A 21,488-nucleotide genomic window follows, 5' to 3' on the forward strand; every position below is an offset into this window, starting at 1 on the left:
ATCCCATCCCGAACTCAGCAGTGAAACGATGCATCGCCGATGGTAGTGTGGGGTTTCCCCATGTGAGAGTAGGTCATCGTCAAGATTAAATTCCGAAACCCCTATCTGCGTATGCAGGTAGGGGTTTCGTTTTAGTAGAAGTCACCAATTTTGCTGGCACGTTACGCTGTAACGGGCTGGTCACAGAATTTCTTGACGACCATAGAGCATTGGAACCACCTGATCCCATCCCGAACTCAGCAGTGAAACGATGCATCGCCGATGGTAGTGTGGGGTTTCCCCATGTGAGAGTAGGTCATCGTCAAGATTGAATTCCCAAACCCCTGTCTGCTAATGCAGACAGGGGTTTTGTCGTTCTGGGCTCGCTAAATGTTCAGAAACATACGCGCGACCACGTGTTGAGCCAACCGAGATGGCTTCTGTAAAGCGCCTGTACAGCAAACTCAGGTGAGGACATGAAAACGGACAACTGTCATCACAAAAAAAACTGAGCCGGCGCTCTGGCACACCGTTCGGCGGGTATCTGGCAGAAATGCCGACCATTTCCTACAAACGCCTAAGTTTTCTCCGGTTTGTGCCGACAGCCTGATGAGACATGCGTGCACCAAAGTAGAGCGGCCCCAGAGCCCTGCCTGCGCTGTTACATGGAATGTTGCAACCCGGAACGCATCCCCACTTTTTGCATAAGAAGTCCCATGAAATGAATCTCAAATTCAGCCATAAAATCCTTCTGGCCGCTTCCGGCGTCGTGGTGCTGGCGTTTGCGTTGTTCACTTTGTACAACGACTATCTGCAGCGAAACACCATCCGTCAAAACCTTGAATCGAGCGTCCAGCAGGCCGGTGACTTGACCGCCAGCAGTGTGCAGAACTGGATGAGCGGCCGCGTGCTGGTGCTGGAAAACCTCGCGCAAAACGTCGCCCATCAAGGTGCCAATGCCGACCTCCCGGGGCTGGTCAGTCAACCGGCCCTGACCTCGAACTTCCAGTTCACCTACGTGGGCCAGGCCAACGGCGTGTTCACTCAGCGCCCGGACGCGAAGATGCCTGACGGTTACGATCCGCGTCAGCGTCCCTGGTACAAACAGGCCGTGGCTGCCGACAAGACCATGCTGACCCCGCCTTACATGGCCGCCGTCGGTGGCCTGGTGGTGACCATCGCCCTGCCGGTGAAAAAGAACGGCGAGTTGCTTGGCGTGGTCGGTGGTGACCTGAGCCTGGAAACGCTGGTGAAGATCATCAACTCGGTGGACTTCGGTGGCATCGGCCACGCATTCCTGGTCAGCGCCGACGGTCAGGTGATCGTCAGCCCGGACAAAGACCAGGTGATGAAAAACCTGAAGGACATCTACCCGAACGCCGGGGTGCGCATCGAGAAGGGCAATCAGGAAGTCACCCTGAACAAGCAGGACCGTATCCTTTCGTTCACGCCGGTCAGTGGTTTGCCGAATGCCGAGTGGTACATCGGTCTGTCGATTGACAAGGACAAGGCCTACGCCCCACTCAGCCAGTTCCGCACTTCTGCGCTGATTGCGATGTTCATCGCCGTGACGGCCATTGCAGTGCTGCTGAGCCTGCTGATCAACGTGCTGATGCGTCCGCTGACCACCATGGGCCGTGCGATGCAGGACATCGCTCAAGGTGAGGGCGACCTGACCCGCCGTCTGGCCGTGGAAAGCAAAGACGAATTCGGTGAGCTGGGCAGTGCGTTCAATCAATTCGTGGAGCGAATTCACGCGTCGATTTCCGAAGTGTCGTCGGCCACCCGCCAGGTTCACGACCTGTCGCAACGGGTGATGGCTTCGTCCAACGCCTCGATCGTCGGCTCCGACGAGCAAAGCGCCCGCACCAACAGTGTGGCTGCGGCGATCAACCAGTTGGGCGCCGCCACCCAGGAAATCGCCCGCAACGCCGCCGATGCTTCCCAGCACGCCAGCGGCGCGAGCGAGCAGGCCGATGACGGTCGTCAGGTGGTGGAGAAAACCATTCTGGCGATGACCGAGTTGTCGCAGAAAATCAGTCTGTCCTGCACGCAGATCGAAACGCTGAACGCCAGCACCGACAACATCGGGCACATTCTGGATGTGATCAAAGGTATCTCCCAGCAGACCAACTTGCTCGCGCTCAACGCCGCTATCGAAGCGGCCCGCGCTGGTGAAGCCGGTCGTGGTTTTGCGGTGGTGGCGGACGAGGTGCGTAACCTCGCTCACCGTACTCAGGAATCGGCGGAGGAGATCCACAAAATGATCACCTCGCTGCAGATCGGTTCTCGCGAAGCGGTGACCACCATGAACGCCAGTCAGGTCTCCAGCGAGCAGAGCGTCGAAGTGGCGAACCAGGCCGGTCTGCGTCTGGTCAGCGTGACCCAGCGCATTGGCGAAATCGACGGCATGAACCAGTCGGTGGCCGCGGCGACCGAAGAGCAGACGGCGGTCGTGGAAACCCTCAACGTCGACGTTAACCAGATCAACTTGCTGAACCAGCAGAGCGTGGCCAACCTCAATGAAACGTTGAAGGATTGCGATGCGTTGTCCCTGCAGGCGAACCGGTTGAAGCAGTTGGTCGACAGCTTCAAAATCTGATTCAGGTCGGTTGGACCGCGTTATCGTTCTTCGCGAGCAAGCCCGCTCCCACATTCAACCGCGTTTCTTCAGTAGAAATCCGGTCAACTTGTGGGAGCGGGCTTGCTCGCGAAAGCGGTGGATGATCACCGCCAAACCAAAGCCTTACGCAAACAGCTTCAACACATTGTTCATCGAGTCATCGGCAAAGCCCTGCACGAAATCCGTGAACCCCGGCAACGCCTCGGCGCCGCCCGGTGCGGGTTCGGCGATGATGGTCCAGGTCGCTCGGGATTTGTTCGTGCCCAGCGGTTCGACACTCATCGCCGCCCACAAATTGGCCACGCCCAAGGTGTTGTAAATCGTGGTCCAGGTCATGTTCAGCGCCTGGTCATCCCGGGAGTTGAGTTGCTCGACCACCAGGTTGCCGTCCTTGAAGAATTTCTTGCGCAGGCACGACACACCTTCACCGGTCATCTCGATGTGCGACAACGCCGGAATGAATTGATCGAAGCCGGCAAAGTTACCGACCACTGCCCAGACTTTCTTGGCATCGGCTGGCACTTCCACCGAGGACACCACGTGGCAGCCTTGAGGATTTTTGATCAGGGTATCGGGTTGTAGGGTTTTCATGGTTTTGCTCCGGTTGAGTGAATCAAATGAAGTTGATTTCTTTGAGGTAGTCGCAGCCGCGACGCAGTAGCGCCGGGGATTTTTCCGGGTAATGCGCGCCCATCTGCCGCACGCCCGCCTGGGCGTTGGCGTGGCCGATCATTGAGATGTCGCCGATGTCTTCCTCGAAGCCGTTGAGGTAGAAACCGAGCACGCCGAACAACGCGTTGTCGCTGTCGACCCGACCCAGTTGCTGCTGCCAGTCGGCGACGCTGACCATGGAAAACTCCCGACCCGCCTCACGGAATGACGCGACGTAGTTGTCCCAGCTCAGAGGCTCGGGGTTGTGCAGGTTGAACACCGCTTTTTCGGCTGAATAACGGCTGGCATGGAAGGCGATGAACCGGGCGAGGAAGTCCACCGGCATCAGGTCGAAATTCAGCGCGAACTCCGGCACTTGGCCGAGCTGGATCGAGCCTTTGAGCATCAGCATCAAGCGATTCTTGTGAGGCTGGCAGACACCGGTGAGGCTGTTGAAACTGATGTTGCCGGGGCGATATAGATTGACTCGTACACCACGTTCGCGAGCCCGTTCGAGGATCCGCTCACCAACCCATTTGGACAGGTTGTAGCCGTTCTTGATGTAGATCGGCGGGGTCTGCGCGGCGGGCAATTCCAGCACCCGGCCATCGGCGGCAATCGTGCTGGAAGCCGAGAGCGTCGAGACGAAGTTGAAGATCTTTTTGCTACGCCCTTCGCACAACCGAAGGCACTCGAAAATCGGCTCGACGTTGTCCCGCGCCAGCGACTCGTAATCGAGTACGTGATTGACGTTGGCGGCGTTGTGCACCAACGCGCCGAACTGCCGATCCAGTCGCTCGTAAACATCCGCTTCGAGCCCCAATGACGGACGGGTAATGTCCGCCGCATAAACCCGCACCCGGCTCAGGTCCAGATGCTCCAGACGGTTTTCTCGCAACGCATGGGCAAACCGCTCGGCCGCCGATTGCCCACCGCCATCGCGCACCAGGCAGGCGACTTCGCTGGCGCCCCAGGCGAGCAATGCTTCAACGATGTGCACGCCGACAAAGCTGTTGGCGCCGGTAACGATCACCTTGTGCACATCGCCCATGCGGTTGACTGGCAACGGCTGGATATCCAGTTCGCGGAAGGCATCGGCCAAGGCCTTTTCGCTCAACACCTCTTCGGTGCCGGAGCCGCGCACCAAGGTCGCCAACTTGGCGATGGTCGGCAATTCGATGAAGCGGTTGATCGAGATGCTGCGACCAAATTCTTCACGCAAACGTAAAAGCATGCGCGACAGCAGGATCGAGTGGCCACCCAGATTGAAGAAACTTTCGTCGGTGGAAATATCGCTGGCGGGCAGCTCCAGCAGCTCGGCCCAGATCTCCAGCAGTAGCACCTCGTCGGCACTGACGGGCAAGCGCCGCAGCGTGTTTTCGGCCACATTCACGGGCATTGCCAGCAGCGCCTTGCGGTCGACCTTGCCGTTGCTGGCGAACGGCATGCTCGGCACTTCGGTCCAGGCGGTGGGCTGCATGTAATCCGGCAGGAACTGCATCGCATGAGCCTTCAGGGCTTCGCGAGCGGTGCCGGGTTGATCCTCCTGAGGTTGCGCGAGGAAGGCCAGAATCCGTCGATGACTGTCGATGACCACGGCCACCTGGCGGTATAACTGACTGTCGCGCAAGCAGCGTTCGATCTCTTCCGGCTCGACGCGAAAGCCGCGAATCTTCACCTGATTGTCCCGCCGTCCGCACAGCTCAATACCGTCGCGGGTCCACTTCGCCATGTCGCCGGTGCGGTAGGCACGCAGGCTCTGGCCATTGGGCAGGTTCAGGTTCAGATAACGTTCGGCGGTCTGCTGCGGGTTGTTCAGGTAGCCCAGGCATACACCCGGCCCGACGATGTACAACTCACCGACGGCTTGCTCGGCCACCGGTTGAAAATCCTCATCGAGAATCAGCACCTGACTGTTGGCGATAGGTGCGCCTAGAGTGCGGTTACTGTCGCCGGTGCGCAGTTGCCGCGCGGTGATCAACACCGTCGCTTCGGTCGGGCCATAGAGGTTGTAGAGGTTGCCCTGACGGGTGAGTTGCTCGATGACGTAGGGTTCGCAGACATCGCCGCCGGTCATCACGTGATCGAGGCATTGCAGTTGATCCAGCGGCAGGATGCTCAACAACGCTGGCGGCAAAAAGGCATGGCTCAGTTGTTGATGGCGGATCAGTTCGACCAGTTGCAACGGATCGCGGCGCTGATCATCGCCGGGCACGATCAGTTCGGCGCCCTGGAGCAGGGTCGGGAAGATATCGATCAGCGACGAGTCGAAACTCAACGACGAAAATTGCAGCACCCGACTTTGCTCGCTCAGTTGCACATAGTCGGCGTACCACGCGGTGAAGTGCGCGAGGTTGGCCTGGCTGAGCAACACGCCTTTGGGATGGCCGGTGGTGCCCGAGGTATAGAGCGCCATGCACGGCGCCTCTGGATCGGGTCGTTGGCGCATCAAGGGTTGATCAAGATCCACATCGCCAATGTCGATGCTGCTGATGTCGAGTCCCGGCATTTGCGCCGCGAGCGGATGTTCACCGTCATGCAGCAGCAATACTGCCCCGGCGTTTTCCAGAATGTACTGCTGACGTTGCAGCGGATGGCTCGGCTCCAGCGGCAGGTACACCGCGCCACTGCCAAGAATCGCCAGAATCCCCGCATACAACGCGCTGCATTTTGGCAGGCAGATCCCGATCACCAACGGCCCCTGATGCTGAGCGAGCAACGGCTGCAAACGCTGCTGGATGGCGCGGCTGTGGGCGTGCAAATGCCGATAGCTCAGGGACGCGCCGGCAATGTTCAGCGCGGGTCGTTCGGCACACTGGATGAAGCGCTGCTCAAGTCGCTCGATCATCGGGATTTGACTGTGCTTCAGCAGCGCGGGCGCCGCCGTGAGGTTGAGCCGATGGAAAAATGCCAGGCTCTCCAGATAGAGCAGGTTTTCCACGTGCTCGAAGCGAGCGGGAGCCGCAGGATCGGCCAGCAGGAAGTAGTCGGCATCGCGAGAGAACCGGCTGACTAACAGCGCCACGTGATCGACCAGTTCTGCCACTGCCCGCAGGCGCAATGCCTGGCCGTTGCCCGAAGGTTCGTCGGTGATCGGCACGCGAGTGAACAGCGTGGAACCGTAGGTACACAGCAAATCCAGCGGCGGCAGGCCAGAAACTCCAGGTACACCGATACCCAGTTGCAGCGTCAGTCGCGGTGTATTGCCGATGTCTTGAACAGGCAGGCTGGCGTCGTCGATCAGCAAATCAGCGTTACCCAACGGCTGCTCGTCGACGGCCGTCAGCCGCACCAGAGAATGACCGTGTTGTTCAAGTTCCAGCGCCAGGTCGGTCAGGGCCTGGCCTTGTCCAATGAGCAGAATGTCGAGACGTCTCATGATGGGCTCCTCGTTAAACCAGGTAATCGCTGAGGGCGTCTTGCACGCACGGCGAATCGAGCAGCGAACTGCTGCGGAAAAACCGCACGATGTTGGCGACCAGCGGGTGATGGCGATTGATCGGGAAGGCCAGCCCCGACACTTCGCTCTTGAGGGCGTGGCGTGCGGCGTCGCTGATCTGCAAGGATTCGATCAGGCGAAAGTCGAACGACTTCTGGATGTCATTGGTCAGGTAATGGCCGATGAACACCGGCAGGATGTGCGCGATGGATTGGCGGTCTTCCTCGCTCGCGGTGTGCCAGTAGATGCGCACCAGCCGCGCCCAGAACCCGGAGTGGCGACCTTCGTCGAGCAAGTGGTCGGCCATCAGGCCCTTGATCGACTGCTTGACCGTGTCGTCCTTGGCGAACGCCGCGACATCGCCGGTCACGGTGTTCTCGGCGATGGCCACGCAAATCAATTCCACGGCGCTGCGCAGGTGTTCCGGCGCGAGTGCCACGGCTGCAGGAATGGCTCGGCTGAGTTCGATTTCGTCCGGCAGTTCGATGGGCGTGATGCCGGTCATGGCGACGGTCTGTTGCATGAAATCCATGGCCACCAGCGCGTGGTAATCCTCGTCCACCACCACGGTCATGGCGTCGTAGCGACAGGCGAACGGGAAGGCCACGGCGAAGCGATTCTTGGCGATGCTGCGGGCCGTCTTGTCGACGATTTCAGTTTCGAAAATCACCACGTCGTTGATGAATTTGTAGAGCGTCTGCACCAGCGCAAAGTCGCGCTGCTCCGGGCATTCGCGCAGGAAGGTTTCGCTCAGCACCAATGGTTGGCGGCTCAACGGGTAGATCAGTTTGTCGTCGTTCTCAAGCACACGCCGGGGGCGCGTACGGATGGTCGCGCGGCTTTCCCAGGCGTCGGCGAAGGATTGGTAGTCGGCGGCGTTCATGCGTTCACCTCGGCAACCGGTTCGCTCATGCTCAGGCGCAGGCCGTCCCACAAGGCGATGCGGCTTTCCACTGCAGCGATGGCGCTGGCGTAGACGTCTTCTTCGCGTTGCGGATCGCCATCGACCAGCCGGGCGAGGAGTTTTTCAGCGGCGGGGCCGTGGTCTTCGGAATCGACTTCGATGTGCCGTTCGAGGTAGTAACGAAAGGTCGGCGCCTGCTCGATGCCGATGCCCCAGTCATCAAGAATTCGCTGGAACATCTGCGGGATGACGCTCTCGCGACCATGCAGGAATGCCGCCGCAACGCTGTGCCCCGGCGCATGCAGGGCGGTGTGCAAGGTGTTGCGCACGAACTGCGCTGCCGCCGGGTCGACGTCCACGCTTTGCAGCGCCACGTCGTAACTCACGCCTTCTTTTTGCAGCGCGACGAAGCGTTCGACCACCGCCGTGCTGGCGCCGACTTCGCGCATGGCATCCAGGTACAACTCGAAATGGCTGTAGTGACCCTGGGCTGGGCGATCATCGGATTCTTCACCCAGCACAATTTCATTGATCAGCCGCGCCGCTTGCGGGTCTCTTGGCGGTAACCAGGGCAGTTGCACGCAGGTGAGCTCCTGTTGCAGACGTTTGGTCAGCGACATGAAATCCCACACCGCAAAGACATGGGTTTCCATGAAACGTTGAAGCACCGACAGCGAATGAATTTCGGAGAAGATCGGATGTGCACTAAGTTCTGCTTTCTTCTGGTGGAGACGGTCTTTAGTTGGTTTCATGGGTGAGCCTCTAAGTGAGTTGGGTATGCCGTTGCGGTTTAATGAATAAGCGATCGTTAGTTAAAGCTTTCTGCGGGCGAGCAGAGGCCTCAAACGAATTGATATGGTTAAGTTGCTGTGCGTCGTTAAGTGACGGCCTGGCGCCTGTCTTCAAGGCGGCGGAGAAAAACTAATACATGAATAAAGTGTCGGGCAAGTTATTTTTATATTATTTGAAAGTTTAACTTTTTCGCGCGCGACAAGTTCCAATAAAACTTTTAATTTGAGTTTTATTTGGATGTAGTTACTCCTTCCGGCTTATATAAGTCAGAATTAAAATGAAGAGTGAATGCCTCACTCGAAGCAACTTTATAACTGAGTCATTGAAGTGAAATAGGGGGGCGGAAGTTGACTGGGATCAACGTCGGTTCTTCCTTTCCCGTGGCAAGACTCCTTCCGTTGGTTCTTGGTGCGGGGACTGCTCCGCTCGTGCGGTGTGTCGCCCGTTCATTGTTCGTTGGCAGGCCAAGAGTGAGCGTAAATCACGACAGCCGCCATCACCGGCGCGTCATCGACTCTGAGTCATTGTTGGTCTTGAGAGGGGTAAATCGAGGGCAGAGCTTTGGAGAGGGGCGTCGCGCAGCGCGGCAAGCGAGAACGAGCAGTTCAATCTGCTCGCTCAGGTTTACTGACGTGGGTTACTTGGAGGTTTTCTTGTTCAGCGCTTCGGGGCTGTTGAGGTAGCGTGTGATGACTTCGACACCCCGGTTGAGGTGATGTTCGAGCAACTTCACCGCGCGCTCGACGTCCCGGTTTTCGACGGCCAGCAAGAGCGCCCGGTGGTCTTCCTGGGACAGTTTGCCCAGGCCCATGGCTTCCAGGTTGAAGCGCAGGAAGCGCTCCTCTTCGTTCAATCCGTCTTCCACCAGTCTCAATAGCCGTTGGTTAGGCGCCTTGCAGTACAGCGCCATGTGGAAGAGCCGATTGAGCCGGCCGATTTCGGTGTAGTCGTTTTGCGTTTCCAGTTCGTCGATGTAGCGTGCGGCCTGTTCGAGATCCTCATCAACGAGTAACGGGATCGACAGGCGCAACGCTTCGGATTCCAGCAGGATCCGCAGCGCGTAGGTTTCCACGGCATCGCCCTGAACCAGCGGTGCGACCACTGCACCTTTATGGGCGATGACGTTGAGCAGCGCCTGGGCTTCGAGCTGGCGCAAGGCTTCGCGCACCGGCATGCGGCTGACACCGAAAAGATCGGCCAAATCTTGCTGACGCAGGGCGGTGCCGCAGGGAATGCGACCGTCGAGAATGGCCGAACGCAGCGTTTCTTCGATCACCGAGCGTGCCAAGTGAGCGGGAATCGGCCCGTTGACCTTGATGCTGTTCAGAGGATTGGGCTTCTGTGTCACAACTACGCACCCTGTTTGAGTGAAATAAATTTGGATCCAAGGGGACACTAGTGACTGCCTGACAGGTTGTCAAACGGACAAAATATCGCCCTGACGTGGCCCCGATGTTTTTTATTGCACCTGCCATACAAAGTTTAGCGCGCCAGCAGTGATCTCACCGTGCCATTGTCTTTTACCGGGCTAACCTGCACCATCGACCCATTTCCACCTGTCTCATCAGGATGCCTCGCATTGGCGGTACGTTTCGCGATCCCTCGGACTTTGCGCTGGCTGTGCTGCGCGTTGCTGCTGGCCGGCGTTATGCTGGGCGGGCTGCATGCCGATTGGGATTTTTCGCTGATCAGCCGTCGCGCGCAGGCATTGTACGGGCCATTGGGCGAAGGACAGCCACGCATTGATGCCTGGCAGCACTTATTGGTCACGCAAAAGCAAGTTGGCGAGCTCGAACAGCTTAAAGTGGTCAATCAATTCTTCAACAAACAGATGCGTTACGAGGAAGACATCGACCTGTGGCACGAGGTCGATTATTGGGAAACACCCATCGAGGCTCTTTGGAAGGGCGCCGGCGATTGCGAAGACTACGCGATCGCCAAGTATTTCAGCCTGCGTCATCTCGGCGTCGCCAGTGACAAGCTGCGTATTACTTACGTCAAGGCCTTGCGCCTGAATCGGGCGCACATGGTGTTGACCTACTACTCAAGCCCCGAGGCCATGCCGCTGGTACTCGACAGCCTGATCGATGCGATCAAACCGGCCAGCCAGCGAACCGATTTGCTGCCGGTCTACTCTTTTAATGCCGAAGGGTTGTGGTTGCCGGGCGCCAAGGGCAACAAGAAGGTCGGTGACACCAAACGCCTGTCTCGTTGGCAGGACGTGTTGAAGAAAATGCAGGCCGAAGGTTTCCCGGTCGAGACGACTAACTAGGAGCACGCGCTCAGATGTCTTTGTTCAAACAGCTGTTGATCGCTATCTGTCTATTCCTGGTGATCGCCTTCACCGGTAGCTTCGTGGTCAGCCTGGAAAGCTCGCGCACCCAATACGTCAATCAGCTGCGCTCCCACGCCCAGGATGCCGCGACGGCATTGGCGCTGTCCCTGACACCGAACATCGACGACCCGGCGATGGTCGAGTTGCTGGTCAGTTCGATCTTCGACAGCGGTTATTACGCGAGCATCCGCGTGGTCGACCTCAAGACCGATCAGACGCTCGTCGAGCGCAGCGGCATTCCAGCGGTGAACAACGTGCCGGACTGGTTCGTCAAAATGATCGGGCTGGAAGCAGCCGGTGGTGATGCCCTCGTCAGCCGTGGCTGGGAGCAGGCGGCGCGGGTCGAGGTGGTCAGCCACCCGATGTTCGCGTTGGCCAAGCTCTGGCAGAGCGCGCTGGGCAGCCTTGGCTGGTTGCTGATCTGCGGTGCGGTGAGCGCGGTGCTGGGCGCGCTGTTGTTGCGCCGGCAACTGAAGCCGCTGGATTACATGGTCAAGCAATCTCACGCCATCGCTCGCCGCGAATTCCTCAGCCTGCCGCAACTGCCGCGCACGCCGGAACTGCGGCGTGTCGTGCAGGCCATGAACCAGATGGTCGAGAAGCTTAAGGCGCTGTTCCAGGAACAGGCCGAGCGCAGTGAAAAACTGCGGGCCGAGTCCTATCAGGACAACCTGACGGGGCTGGCCAACCGTCGTTATTTCGAGATGCAATTGAACGCCCGAGTGAGCAATCCGGAGCAGGCGAGTTCCGGTTATTTGCTGCTATTGCGGGTCAGTGACCTGGCCGGGTTGAACCAGCGGTTGGGTGGTCAACGCACTGACCAGTTGTTGAAAGCGGTTGGCGAGCAGTTGTCCCGAGAGTGCGCCAAATACCCGGAAACCCTGAACCTCGTGACGCGGATTCGCGGCGGTGAGTTTGCCGTGTTGGCGCCGGGGCTGGTGCGCGAAGAAGCGCTGCAACTGGCGCAGAACCTTGACAGTGCCTTGGCGAGCCTGCACGCGACGGGCGCCACCGACGTGGCCTCGGTGGCCTCGATCGGGCTGGCGCCGTTTGCGTATGGCGACTCCCCGCAAGCGGTGCTTGGGTTGGGCGATCAGGCGTTGGCTCAGGCAGAAGGCCAGGGCGATTCGAGCTGGGTCTGCCTGGATCACAGCGCCTCGGCCAGCGTCGGCGATGACCATCATGCCTGGCATAAATTGCTGGATCAGGCGTTGAATCAGCGGCGTTTCGAACTGTATTTCCAGCCGGTGGTGGCCGCCCAGGACACGCAGTTGGTGCTGCATTACAAGGTGCTGTCGCGTTTGATCGACGACGAGGGCCAGACCATTCCCGCCGGGCGCTTCCTGCCGTGGCTCGAGCGCTTTGGCTGGACCGCGCGACTTGATCGGCTGATGTTGGAGCTGGTGCTTGAGCAAATGGCCGGCCATAAAGAGTCGCTGGCGCTGAACCTGTCTTCAGCGACGCTGGCCGATCCGCAGGCATTGAATAAAGTCTTCGAAATGCTGCGTCAGCATTCAGATCTCGGGGAGCGATTGACCCTGGAAATCGGTGAGGAGCAGTTGCCGGAGCAAGCCACGCTGGAAGAGCTGACGCGACGCCTGCGCGAACTCGGGTTCTCCCTGAGCCTGCAACGCTTTGGCGGGCGCTTCAGCATGATCGGCAACCTGGCGCGGCTTGGGTTGGCGTATCTGAAGATCGACGGCAGTTACATCCGGGCGATTGATCAGGAGAGTGACAAGCGCCTGTTCATCGAGGCAATTCAGCGGGCGGCGCACAGCATCGATTTGCCGTTGATTGCCGAGCGGGTCGAGACGGAAGGGGAGTTGATGGTGATTCGTGAGATGGGGTTGTATGGGGTTCAGGGGCAATTGTTTGGTGAGCCGAAGCCTTGGCAGTAAGGCTTTATAGCTGAATCGTCAATCAGTCCGCCTTCGCGAGCAAGCCCGCTCCCACATTGGTTATGCGTTGTACCGCAATGGTGCGTACAACCGAATCCCCTGTGGGAGCGGGCTTGCTCGCGAAGGCGTCCGAACAGACAACAACAATGGGGACCTTAGATCAACCCCGTCTCATCATCATCGATCAATTGACTCAACCCGCCCAACGCCTCACGGGCCTGGGTCCGGTCCATCAGCTTGGCTTGTGCGGCCGGCGGCAGGTCGGTGACGCGGATCACGCCTTTGCTGGTCAGCACCTGGATCAAGTCGTCGAGTACCCGGATCATTTCCAGGTCGCTCTGTTTGAGCTGTTTGAGGCTGGTTTCCACCACTTCGTGGGCATACCAGTCCTGGATTTCATGGTGATCGGCCGGCAGCGTTTCCGTGGCCTCGGCGTAGGCCGTGGCTTCCACGCGCACTAACTGACCTTGCGCATCGCGTTGCACGTAGAACATTGAACATCCCTCGGAAATGGACCCGCATCATGCTTTCAGCAGCATAGGCCAACTGGACGCGAGTATGCGGTGCGGCGACGAAATCGTCACCGGGGTGTTGGGCGCAAACGTGACGGCCACCCCATAAGGGTGGCCGTTTTTCGTTGGATCAGCTGTTGTTGTGATCGATTTTGATGGTCGGGTCACTGCCGGCAATCAACGAGTTGATGCTGGCGCTGGACCAGTTGTTGCCTTCCAGTTTGATCGTCACATCGGGTTGCGCCGCTGCAGCGTCAGCGCCGTTGAACTTGCCGGCGGAGCTGACTTGCAGGGACGAAACGCCGTCCACGGTGGTGATCTTCAGGAAGTTGTCGATGGTGCTGCCGGTTTCCCCCTGCAGCAGATCGTGCAGGTCGATGCGATCACCCTCGCTGGCCTTGAAGTCCTTGATCACGTCGCTGCCAGTGTCACCGGCCTTCCAGACGAAGGTGTCGCCACCCGAACCACCGATCAGAAGATCGTTGCCCTGACCGCCCATCAGCGAATCGTTACCGCTGCCACCGAGCAGGATGTCATTGCCCTTGCCGGCGTCGAGAAGGTCATTGCCACCCTGGCCGAAGAGAATGTCATTGCCGGTACCGCCCAGCAGTGAGTCATTACCGTCATGCGCCCCGGACACATCGAACGCGGTGTAGTGCTCGGTGATGAACTGGTGCACGTTGCTGGTGGTGACTTTGCTGACGTCCACGCCGGTTTGCTGGGCGACGAACGCCTGCATCGCCTGATAACCCTCGCCGGCAATGCCGTTGAAACTCACCAGGTCGCCGAACAGGATGTCGTTGCCGTCACCGCCATTTACCGTGTCGGAACCTGGTTGCGTCGCTTCGGTGTGACCGATGATCGAGTTGGCCAAGTTACTCGGATCAATGTTGGTTTGCGGCGTATGGTCCGAGTCGTACGGGCTCAAGTCGGCAAGGGTGACGCCCTTGTTCAGACCAATGGCTTCAACGTTGGACACATTGCTCAGCAGCGCGAAGCTGGAGGCGGAGTTGTCGACAATCGTCTGATCACTGCCGCTGCCCGTCGTGTAGGACAACTCGTAAGTACCGTCGCCTTGAGCGTGTACGGTTCCCACGTCACTGGCTTTCCAGCTCTTGGAGCCGTTTAAGGTGTACAGCGTCGCATTCCCTTCACTGTCGATGGTCAGTTTGTGAGTACTGTCGATTGTCGTGGAGAAGGTATCTCCCGGCTTGTAATTGCTGGTTTTCACCACGTCATCGAGCTTCACGTTGCCGTACAGCGTCGGGTTGGTCTGTTCGCCACTCTGGTAGTAGTTCGGCTGGCCGTCGGTGATGAAGTACGTGAGGTTCTTCGCCCCGGTGTTGGCCACGGCGTCAGCGCTCTGGAACCAATTGGCCGTGGTTTTGAATACATCTTCGTAGTTGGTCACACCGCCGGACGACATCGAGTCCAGTACCGATTTGAGCGCGGTCAGGGCGTTCGGATCGTTCAGGTTGACCGATACCGACTTGTTGACCTGGGTATCGAAGTCCACCAGGAAGATGTTCACGGTGCCCGAGTTGCCGCCCATGCTCTGCTTGAGGGTGTTGAACACCGAGGTCAGCGAGTCCTTGGCTGAGTTGATCGACGACGCGCTCATACTGCCCGAGCTGTCGACCATGAACGCGATGTTGTAATTGGTGCCCGGCACCACGGTCAGCCCGCCGATGTCGGCGACCATGATGTCGTTGCCGCTGGTGCCGGTGATGGTGTCATCAGCCGCCGTGGCGGTGACAGCGTTGTAGACCGCGGGATTGATCGTGATCGGAATCTGTATCGAACTGGTCGCCGAATCACCCTGGCTTTCGGTCGAGACTGCCGTAACGGTCAGCGTGTTGGTACCGGTGGCGTACGGTGCCGGGGTGTAGCTCAACTTGCTCACATCCCACCCGCTGAGGTCGACAACAGCGTTACCGGTCGTGCCTGTGAAGGTGTGCGTGCCGTCGGTCAGGGTCGCACCTGCCGGGATGCCGCCGATGGTGGTGATGGTCTGGGTTTCAGAACCATCAGTGTCCGGCGATGTTACCTTCAAGCCCAACGCAATGCTGCTGTTCTCGGCCACCTGAGTCGTGGTGGCGGTCACGATCGGTGCATCTGCGACCGCGGTCACGTTGATTTCCAGGGTGGTGTTTGAACCGGTGCTGGTGGTGTAGGTCACCGTCGGAACCTGGCCGCTCCAGTTGCTGACCGGGGTGAAGGTGTAAGCCCCGTTTGCCGCAAGCACCAAGGTGCCGATGTTGGCGATGGTCGCCGTGGCGCCTGCCGTGTACTCGGTGCCACCCACCGTGAACTTGGCCACGCTCAGGACGTTATCCACATCGCGGTCGTTAGTCAGTACGTTACCGGTAGCGATCTTGTCCTCGAGAACTGTGTTGATGTCGGCAGTCAGCACACTCGGGTCATCAACCGGGGTGACGCTGATGTTCAGGGTCGAGGTGACGTTGCTGCCCGAACCGTCGGTGACGGTGTAGCTGACCGTCGGCACTGTGCCGTTGTAGTTGGCGCTCGGAGTGAAGGTGTACGCACCGCTCGCCCCGATGACCAGGGTGCCGACGTTGGCGATGGTCGCCGTGGCGCCTGCTGCGTAAGTAGTCCCGCCGATGGTGAAGTTGACCACGCTGACCGGGCCGTCGACGCTGCTCGTGCCGGAGAGGACGCTGCCGGTAATGGCGGTGTCTTCCAGGGTGGAGATCGTTTCGCTGGCGTCGATGAAGTTGTCGTTGACCGGGGTGACGCTGATGTTCAGCGTCGAGGTCACGTTGCTGCCCGAACCGTCGGTGACGGTGTAGCTGACCGTCGGCACGCTGCCGTTGTAGTCGGCGGCCGGGGTGAAGGTGTAAGCCCCGTTCGCCCCGATGACCAGGGTACCGACGTTGGCGATGGTCGCGGTGCTGCCTGCCACGTAAGTGGTCGCACCGACGGTGAAGTTGACCACGCTGACCGGGCCGTCGACGCTCGAAGTACCCGCCAACACATTGCCGGTGGCCAAGGTGTCTTCGTTAACGGTGACGGTTTCACTGGCATCGATGAAGTTGTCGTTGACCGGGGTGACGCTGATGTTCAGCGTCGAGCTGACGTTGCTGCCCGAACCATCGGTGACGGTGTAGCTGACCGTCGGCACCGTGCCGTTGTAGTCGGCGGCCGGCGTGAAGGTGTAAGCCCCGTTCGCCCCGATGACCAGGGTGCCGACGTTGGCGATGGTCGCCGTGGCACCTGCTGCGTAAGTGGTCGCACCGACGGTGAAGTTGACCACGCTGACCGGGCCATCAACGCTGCTCGTGCCGGTGAGAACGCTGCCGGTAATGGCGGTGTCTTCCAGGGTGGAGATCGTTTCGCTGGCGTCGATGAAGTTGTCGTTGACCGGGGTGACGCTGATGTTCAGCGTCGAGCTGACGTTGCTGCCCGAACCGTCGGTGACGGTGTAGCTGACCGTTGGAACCGTGCCGTTGTAGTCGGCGGCCGGGGTGAAGGTGTAAGCCCCGTTCGCCCCGATCACCAGAGTACCGACGTTGGCGATAGTCGCCGTGGCGCCTGCCGCGTAAGTGGTCGCACCGACGGTAAAGTTGACCACGCTGACCGGGCCGTCGACGCTGTTGGTGCCGGTGAGGACGCTGCCGGTCACCAGGGCGTCTTCGTTAACGGTGATAGTTTCGCTGGCGTCGGTGAAGCTGTCGTCGACCGGGGTGACGCTGATGTTCAAGGTCGAGGTGACATTGCTGCCGGAACCGTCGGTGACGGTGTAGCTGACCGTTGGCACTGTGCCGTTGTAGTCGGCGGCCGGGGTGAAGGTGTAAGCACCGCTCGCCCCGATGACCAGGGTGCCGACGTTGGCGATGGTCGCGGTTTCACCGGCCTGGTACTGGGTACCGCCAACCGTGAAATTGAGCACGCTGACCGGGCCGTCGACGCTGTTGGTGCCGGTGAGGACGCTGCCGGTCACCAGGGCGTCTTCGCTGGTGGTCACGGTTTCGCTGATGTCGGTGAAGCTGTCGTCGACCGGGGTGACGCTGATGTTCAGAGTCGAGCTGACGTTGCTGCCCGAACCGTCGGTGACGATGTAGCTGACCGTCGGAACCGTGCCGTTGTAGTCGGCGGCCGGCGTGAAGGTGTAAGTCCCGTTCGCCCCGATGACCAGGGTGCCGACGTTGGCGATAGTCGCCGTGGCGCCTGCCACATAAGTGGTCGCACCGACGGTGAAGTTGACCACGCTGATCGGACCGTCGACGCTCGAAGTACCCGCCAACACGTTGCCGGTGGCCAAGGTGTCTTCGTTAACGGTGACGGTTTCGCTGACGTCGGTGAAGCTGTCGTCGACCGGGGTGACGCTGATGTTCAGCGTCGAGGTAACGTTGCTGCCCGAACCGTCGGTGACGGTGTAGCTGACCGTTGGCACCGTGCCGTTGTAGTCGGCGGCCGGGGTGAAGGTGTAGACGCCATTGGCGCCAAGCTCCAGGGTGCCGACGTTGGCGATGGTCGCGGTTTCACCGGCCTGGTACTGGGTACCGCCAACCGTGAAATTGAGCACGCTGACCGGGCCGTCGACGCTGTTGGTGCCGGTGAGGACGCTGCCGGTCACCAGGGCGTCTTCGTTAACGGTGATGGTTTCGCTGGCGTCGGTGAAGTTGTCGTTCACCGGGGTGACGCTGATGTTCAGGGTCGAGGTGACGTCAGATCCGGAACCGTCGGAGACGGTGTAGCTGATCGTCGGCACCGTGCCGTTGTAGTTGGCCGCCGGCGTGAAGGTGTACGTACCGCTTGCCCCGATCACCAGGGTGCCGACGTTGGCGATATTCGCCGTGGCGCCTGCTGCGTAAGTAGTCCCGCCAATGGTGAAATTGACCACGCTGACCGGGCCATCCACGCTCGATGTACCCGCCAACACGTTGCCGGTAGCCAGGGTGTCTTCGTTAACGGTGACGGTTTCGCTGGCGTCGGTGAAGTTGTCGTTCACCGGGGTGACGCTGATGTTCAGCGTTGAAGTAACGTTGCTACCCGAACCGTCGGTGACGGTGTAGCTGACCGTCGGCACCGTGCCGTTGTAGTCGGCGGCAGGGGTGAAGGTGTACGCACCGCTCGCCCCGATCACCAGGGTGCCGACGTTGGCGATGGTCGCCGTGCTGCCTGCCACATAAGTGGTCGTACCGACGGTGAAGTTGACCACGCTGACCGCGCCGTCGACGCTCGAAGTACCCGCCAACACATTGCCGGTGGCCAGGGTGTCTTCGTTAACCGTAACGGTTTCGCTGATATCGGTGAAGCTGTCGTCGACCGGGGTGACGCTGATATTCAGGGTCGAGCTGACATTGCTGCCGGAACCATCGGTGACGGTGTAGCTGACCGTCGGCACCGTGCCGTTGTAGTCGGCGGCCGGGGTGAAGGTGTACGCCCCGTTCACCCCGATGACCAGGGTACCGACGTTGGCAATGGTCGCCGTGCTGCCTGCCACATAAGTGGTCGTACCGACGGTGAAGTTGACCACGCTGACCGGGCCGTCGACGCTGTTGGTGCCGGTGAGGACGCTGCCGGTCACCAGGGCGTCTTCGCTGGTGGTCACGGTTTCGCTGATGTCGATGAAGTTGTCGTTCACCGGCGTAACGCTGATGTTCAGCGTCGAGGTAACGTTGCTGCCCGAACCATCGGTGACGGTGTAGCTGACCGTTGGAACCGTGCCGTTGTAGTCGGCGGCCGGGGTGAAGGTGTAAGCCCCGTTCACCCCGATGACCAGGGTACCGACGTTGGCAATGGTCGCCGTGCTGCCTGCCACATAAGTGGTCGTACCGACGGTGAAGTTGACCACGCTGACCGGGCCGTCGACGCTCGAAGTACCCGCCAACACGTTGCCGGTGGCCAAGGTGTCTTCGTTAACGGTGACGGTTTCGCTGACGTCGGTGAAGTTGTCGTTGACCGGGGTGACGCTGATGTTCAGGGTCGAGGTAACGTTGCTGCCCGAACCGTCGGTGACGGTGTAGCTGACCGTCGGCACCGTGCCGTTGTAGTCGGCGGCCGGGGTGAAGGTGTAAGCCCCGTTCACCCCGATGACCAGGGTTCCGACGTTGGCGATGGTCGCCGTGGCGCCTGCCACATAAGTGGTCGCACCGACGGTGAAGTTGACCACGCTGACCGGGCCGTCGACGCTCGAAGTGCCCGACAGCACGCTGCCGGTAGCCACGGAGTCTTCGTTAACGGTGACGGTTTCGCTGGCGTCGGTGAAGTTGTCGTTCACCGGCGTAACACTGATGTTCAGGGTACTGCTCGAGCCGGTGTTGGTGGTGTATGTCACCTGTGGAACGTTGCCATTCCAGTCGGCAGCCGGCTGGAAGGTGTAGTCGCCGTTGCTGGCGATGATCAGCGTTCCGACACCGCTAATGGTCGCGGTCTGGCCCGCCGTGAAGCTGCCGTTGACCCCGGTCACGTTGAAGCTGGTGACGCTCAGGACGTTATCGACATCGCTGTCGTTGCCCAGCACGTTGCCGGTCGCGTTGTGGTCTTCGTCGACGGTGATCTTGTCCGCCTGCAGCACGCTTGCGTCATCGACGGCACCGACATGCACCACCAACGGCAGCGAGGTGCTGGCGCTTGGGGCATCGCCGTCTTTGGCGGTGGCCGTCACGGTCAGGGGGATGTCGCCATTGAAGTTCGTCGGCGGTGTCAGCTTGAGTGTGGACAGGTTCCAACCAGTAATGTCCACCGACGTCGAGCCGTCGGCAGCATTGAAGGTGTGGGTGCCGTCGGTGAGCCTTGAACCCGTCGGCAAGCCGTTCAGGGTGAGAGTGAGTGTTTCCGAACCATCGACGTCGTTGGTGTGGGCCTGGATGGTCGACAACAGGATCGCGTGGTCTTCAAGGCCCGAGTTGAGCACCTGGGTGACATCGATGTTGTCCAGCACGCCGCCCAGGCTATTTCTGTCCCCGGCGCGGAACTCGAGTTTCTGGTTGCCATCGGCAGTGACCGGAATGTCGAAACTGTAGTGCTGCATGCCGGTGGTCGTGGTGTTCAAGGTGCCAATGAGTTGGCCGCCCCAGTACACATTGATGTGCGAATTCACCACACCTGCACGCGGTGCATAGTCGAACGACACGTTATAGGTGCTGCCGGCCTTGGCATCGATAGTGGTGTAGAGGTTGCTCGCATCGCCGGCGTTGCGCTCCAGTTCAATGACCTGGTTATCGCCCCCGGCACCATAGACGCTGGCCTTGCCGATTTCGACCATGCCACCGCTGTTGTCAGTGTGCCAAACGCCGTTGCCGAGCTGGCTGACATTGACGTCGCCAACGGCGCCGTTCAGAGCGACTTCCTGGAAGTCGGTCGAGACGACCGTACCGCCACCCGTCAGTGACAGGCTTGGGGTATCGGTTATTGGCGCGACGACAATGGTGCCGGTTGCCGAAGACGCAGAGGGCATGCCCTGGTTATCGGTCGAGGTGTAGGTGAATTGGGTGGTGCCACTCCAGTCGCCGGTAGGCTTGAAGTAAACCGTAGCGCCGTTGGCGGTTGCGGAGATGACACTGCTGGCAGTCAACGCGATGGTCCCGGCGGCGTCAGCGTAAAACACACCGTTGGCCGGCAGGCTGGTCAGGTTGAAGTGCCCGACAGTGCCGTCGATGTCATTGCCGCCGAGTTGTACGGCGATCAATTGATCTTCATTACCAGTGGCCGAGGTAGTGCTGACGGTCGGAGCGTCGTTGACCGAGTTGACCGTGATGTCCAGCGTGCTGCTGGAATTGGTGTTGGTGGTGTAGCTGATCTGCGGAGCGGTGCCATTCCAGTTCGCCGTTGGGGTGAAACTGTAGTCGCCATTGGCGGCGATAGTCACTGTGCCGACGCCGGCGATAGTCGCGACTTGACCCGCGGTAAAGGAACCGGTGACGCCTTGTACGGTGAATGTCGCGACACTCAGGGTGCTTTCGACATCGCTGTCATTGCTCAGCACATTGCCGGTGGCGACGGTGTCTTCAGCGATGGTTTGGGCATCGGCGGTCAGCACGCTCGCGTCGTCGACCGGAGTGACGTTCAGGTCCAGGGTGCTGGTCGAGCCAGTGTTGGTGGTGTAGCTGACTTGCGGCACGGCGCCGTTGTAGTTCTCGACCGGAGTGAAGCTGTAGTCGCCATTGGCGGCGATAGTCACTGTGCCGACGCCGGCGATCGTTGCGACTTGACCCGCAGTAAAGGAACCCGTCACGCCGGCGACGGTGAAGCCGGTCACGCTGAGGGTGTTATCGACATCGCTGTCATTGCTCAACACGTTGCCGGCTGCAACGGTGTCTTCAGCGACGGTTTGGGCATCAGCGGTCAGCACACTCGCGTCGTCGACCGGGGTGACGTTCAGGTCCAGGG

At 59.9% G+C, this 21,488-nt stretch carries 10 protein-coding genes, 2 rRNA genes and 2 pseudogenes; 5 read left to right on the forward strand and 9 right to left on the reverse strand.

What is annotated here, in order from left to right; genetic code table 11:
• Positions 1–85: ribosomal RNA gene (gene rrf, locus KW848_RS30335) — 5S ribosomal RNA — on the forward strand; the annotation flags it as partial.
• A 106-nt stretch (positions 86–191) separates the two neighbouring features.
• Positions 192–307 (forward strand): 5S ribosomal RNA (gene rrf, locus KW848_RS30340).
• A 78-nt stretch (positions 308–385) separates the two neighbouring features.
• On the opposite strand, the pseudogene KW848_RS32280 reads toward rrf (KW848_RS30340), so the two are convergent.
• Positions 386–457, reverse strand: a pseudogene (locus KW848_RS32280) (RNA polymerase subunit sigma); the annotation flags it as partial.
• Positions 458–700: 243 nt separating this feature from the next.
• Here KW848_RS32280 and KW848_RS30345 point away from each other — a divergent pair.
• The gene (locus KW848_RS30345; RefSeq protein WP_218539042.1) at positions 701–2,581 is read left to right on the forward strand and encodes a methyl-accepting chemotaxis protein; all 1,881 of its coding nucleotides are present in this window, start codon (positions 701–703) and stop codon (positions 2,579–2,581) included.
• Positions 2,582–2,725: 144 nt separating this feature from the next.
• On the opposite strand, the gene KW848_RS30350 is transcribed toward KW848_RS30345, so the two are convergent.
• The 5 genes from KW848_RS30350 to KW848_RS30370 form a co-directional block, all read right to left on the reverse strand.
• Positions 2,726–3,193, reverse strand: a complete 468-nt coding sequence (locus KW848_RS30350) for an SRPBCC family protein (RefSeq protein WP_218539043.1) — start codon at positions 3,191–3,193, stop codon at positions 2,726–2,728.
• Positions 3,194–3,215: 22 nt separating this feature from the next.
• Positions 3,216–6,632, reverse strand: coding sequence for a non-ribosomal peptide synthetase (locus tag KW848_RS30355; protein ID WP_218539044.1), 3,417 nt, complete (start codon positions 6,630–6,632; stop codon positions 3,216–3,218).
• Between the two features lie 13 nt (positions 6,633–6,645).
• Complete coding sequence (locus KW848_RS30360; protein WP_111452694.1) at positions 6,646–7,575, reverse strand: diiron oxygenase; 930 nt, start codon at positions 7,573–7,575, stop codon at positions 6,646–6,648.
• Entirely contained in the window at positions 7,572–8,348 is a 777-nt protein-coding gene (locus KW848_RS30365) for a DUF3050 domain-containing protein (RefSeq protein WP_111452693.1), read from the reverse strand. Before KW848_RS30365 ends, KW848_RS30360 begins: the two co-directional genes overlap by 4 nt.
• 677 nt (positions 8,349–9,025) lie before the next feature.
• Positions 9,026–9,736, reverse strand: a complete 711-nt coding sequence (locus KW848_RS30370) for a GntR family transcriptional regulator (protein WP_111452692.1) — start codon at positions 9,734–9,736, stop codon at positions 9,026–9,028.
• 231 nt (positions 9,737–9,967) lie between these two features.
• Between KW848_RS30370 and lapG the strand changes: the two genes are divergently transcribed.
• Both lapG and lapD read left to right on the forward strand, forming a co-directional pair.
• Complete coding sequence (lapG, locus tag KW848_RS30375) at positions 9,968–10,660, forward strand: cysteine protease LapG (RefSeq protein WP_033056174.1); 693 nt, start codon at positions 9,968–9,970, stop codon at positions 10,658–10,660.
• 14 nt (positions 10,661–10,674) lie between these two features.
• A complete protein-coding gene (gene lapD / locus KW848_RS30380) occupies positions 10,675–12,621 on the forward strand; it encodes a cyclic di-GMP receptor LapD (RefSeq protein WP_218539045.1) in 1,947 nt (648 codons plus the stop codon).
• Between the two features lie 155 nt (positions 12,622–12,776).
• Here lapD and KW848_RS30385 read toward each other — a convergent pair whose 3' ends face one another.
• From KW848_RS30385 to KW848_RS32655, 3 genes and pseudogenes are all read right to left on the reverse strand, one after another.
• Positions 12,777–13,115 (reverse strand): tryptophan synthase subunit beta, encoded by a 339-nt coding sequence (locus tag KW848_RS30385; protein ID WP_111452690.1) that lies wholly within the window; start codon positions 13,113–13,115, stop codon positions 12,777–12,779.
• Positions 13,116–13,263: 148 nt separating this feature from the next.
• On the reverse strand, positions 13,264–16,854 hold the full coding sequence (locus KW848_RS32650) for a beta strand repeat-containing protein (RefSeq protein WP_375154756.1): 3,591 nt from the start codon (positions 16,852–16,854) through the stop codon (positions 13,264–13,266).
• Positions 16,834–21,486: pseudogene (locus tag KW848_RS32655) on the reverse strand (beta strand repeat-containing protein); the annotation flags it as partial. The gene KW848_RS32650 and the pseudogene KW848_RS32655, both read right to left, overlap by 21 nt.
• Between the last annotated feature and the right edge of the window lie 2 nt (positions 21,487–21,488).

The organism is Pseudomonas sp. PDM25 (assembly GCF_019219045.1).
Lineage (GTDB): Bacteria > Pseudomonadota > Gammaproteobacteria > Pseudomonadales > Pseudomonadaceae > Aquipseudomonas.

Bases quoted from the DNA above. Each gene is read 5' to 3' on its own strand.
- KW848_RS30360 (WP_111452694.1), bottom strand. From the start codon at position 7,575: ATGAACGCCGCCGACTACCAATCCTTCGCCGACGCCTGGGAAAGCCGC.
- KW848_RS30385 (WP_111452690.1), bottom strand. From the start codon at position 13,115: ATGTTCTACGTGCAACGCGATGCGCAAGGTCAGTTAGTGCGCGTGGAA.
- KW848_RS30365 (WP_111452693.1), bottom strand. From the start codon at position 8,348: ATGAAACCAACTAAAGACCGTCTCCACCAGAAGAAAGCAGAACTTAGT.
- KW848_RS30345 (WP_218539042.1), top strand. From the start codon at position 701: ATGAATCTCAAATTCAGCCATAAAATCCTTCTGGCCGCTTCCGGCGTC.
- lapD (WP_218539045.1), top strand. From the start codon at position 10,675: ATGTCTTTGTTCAAACAGCTGTTGATCGCTATCTGTCTATTCCTGGTG.
- KW848_RS30350 (WP_218539043.1), bottom strand. From the start codon at position 3,193: ATGAAAACCCTACAACCCGATACCCTGATCAAAAATCCTCAAGGCTGC.
- KW848_RS30355 (WP_218539044.1), bottom strand. From the start codon at position 6,632: ATGAGACGTCTCGACATTCTGCTCATTGGACAAGGCCAGGCCCTGACC.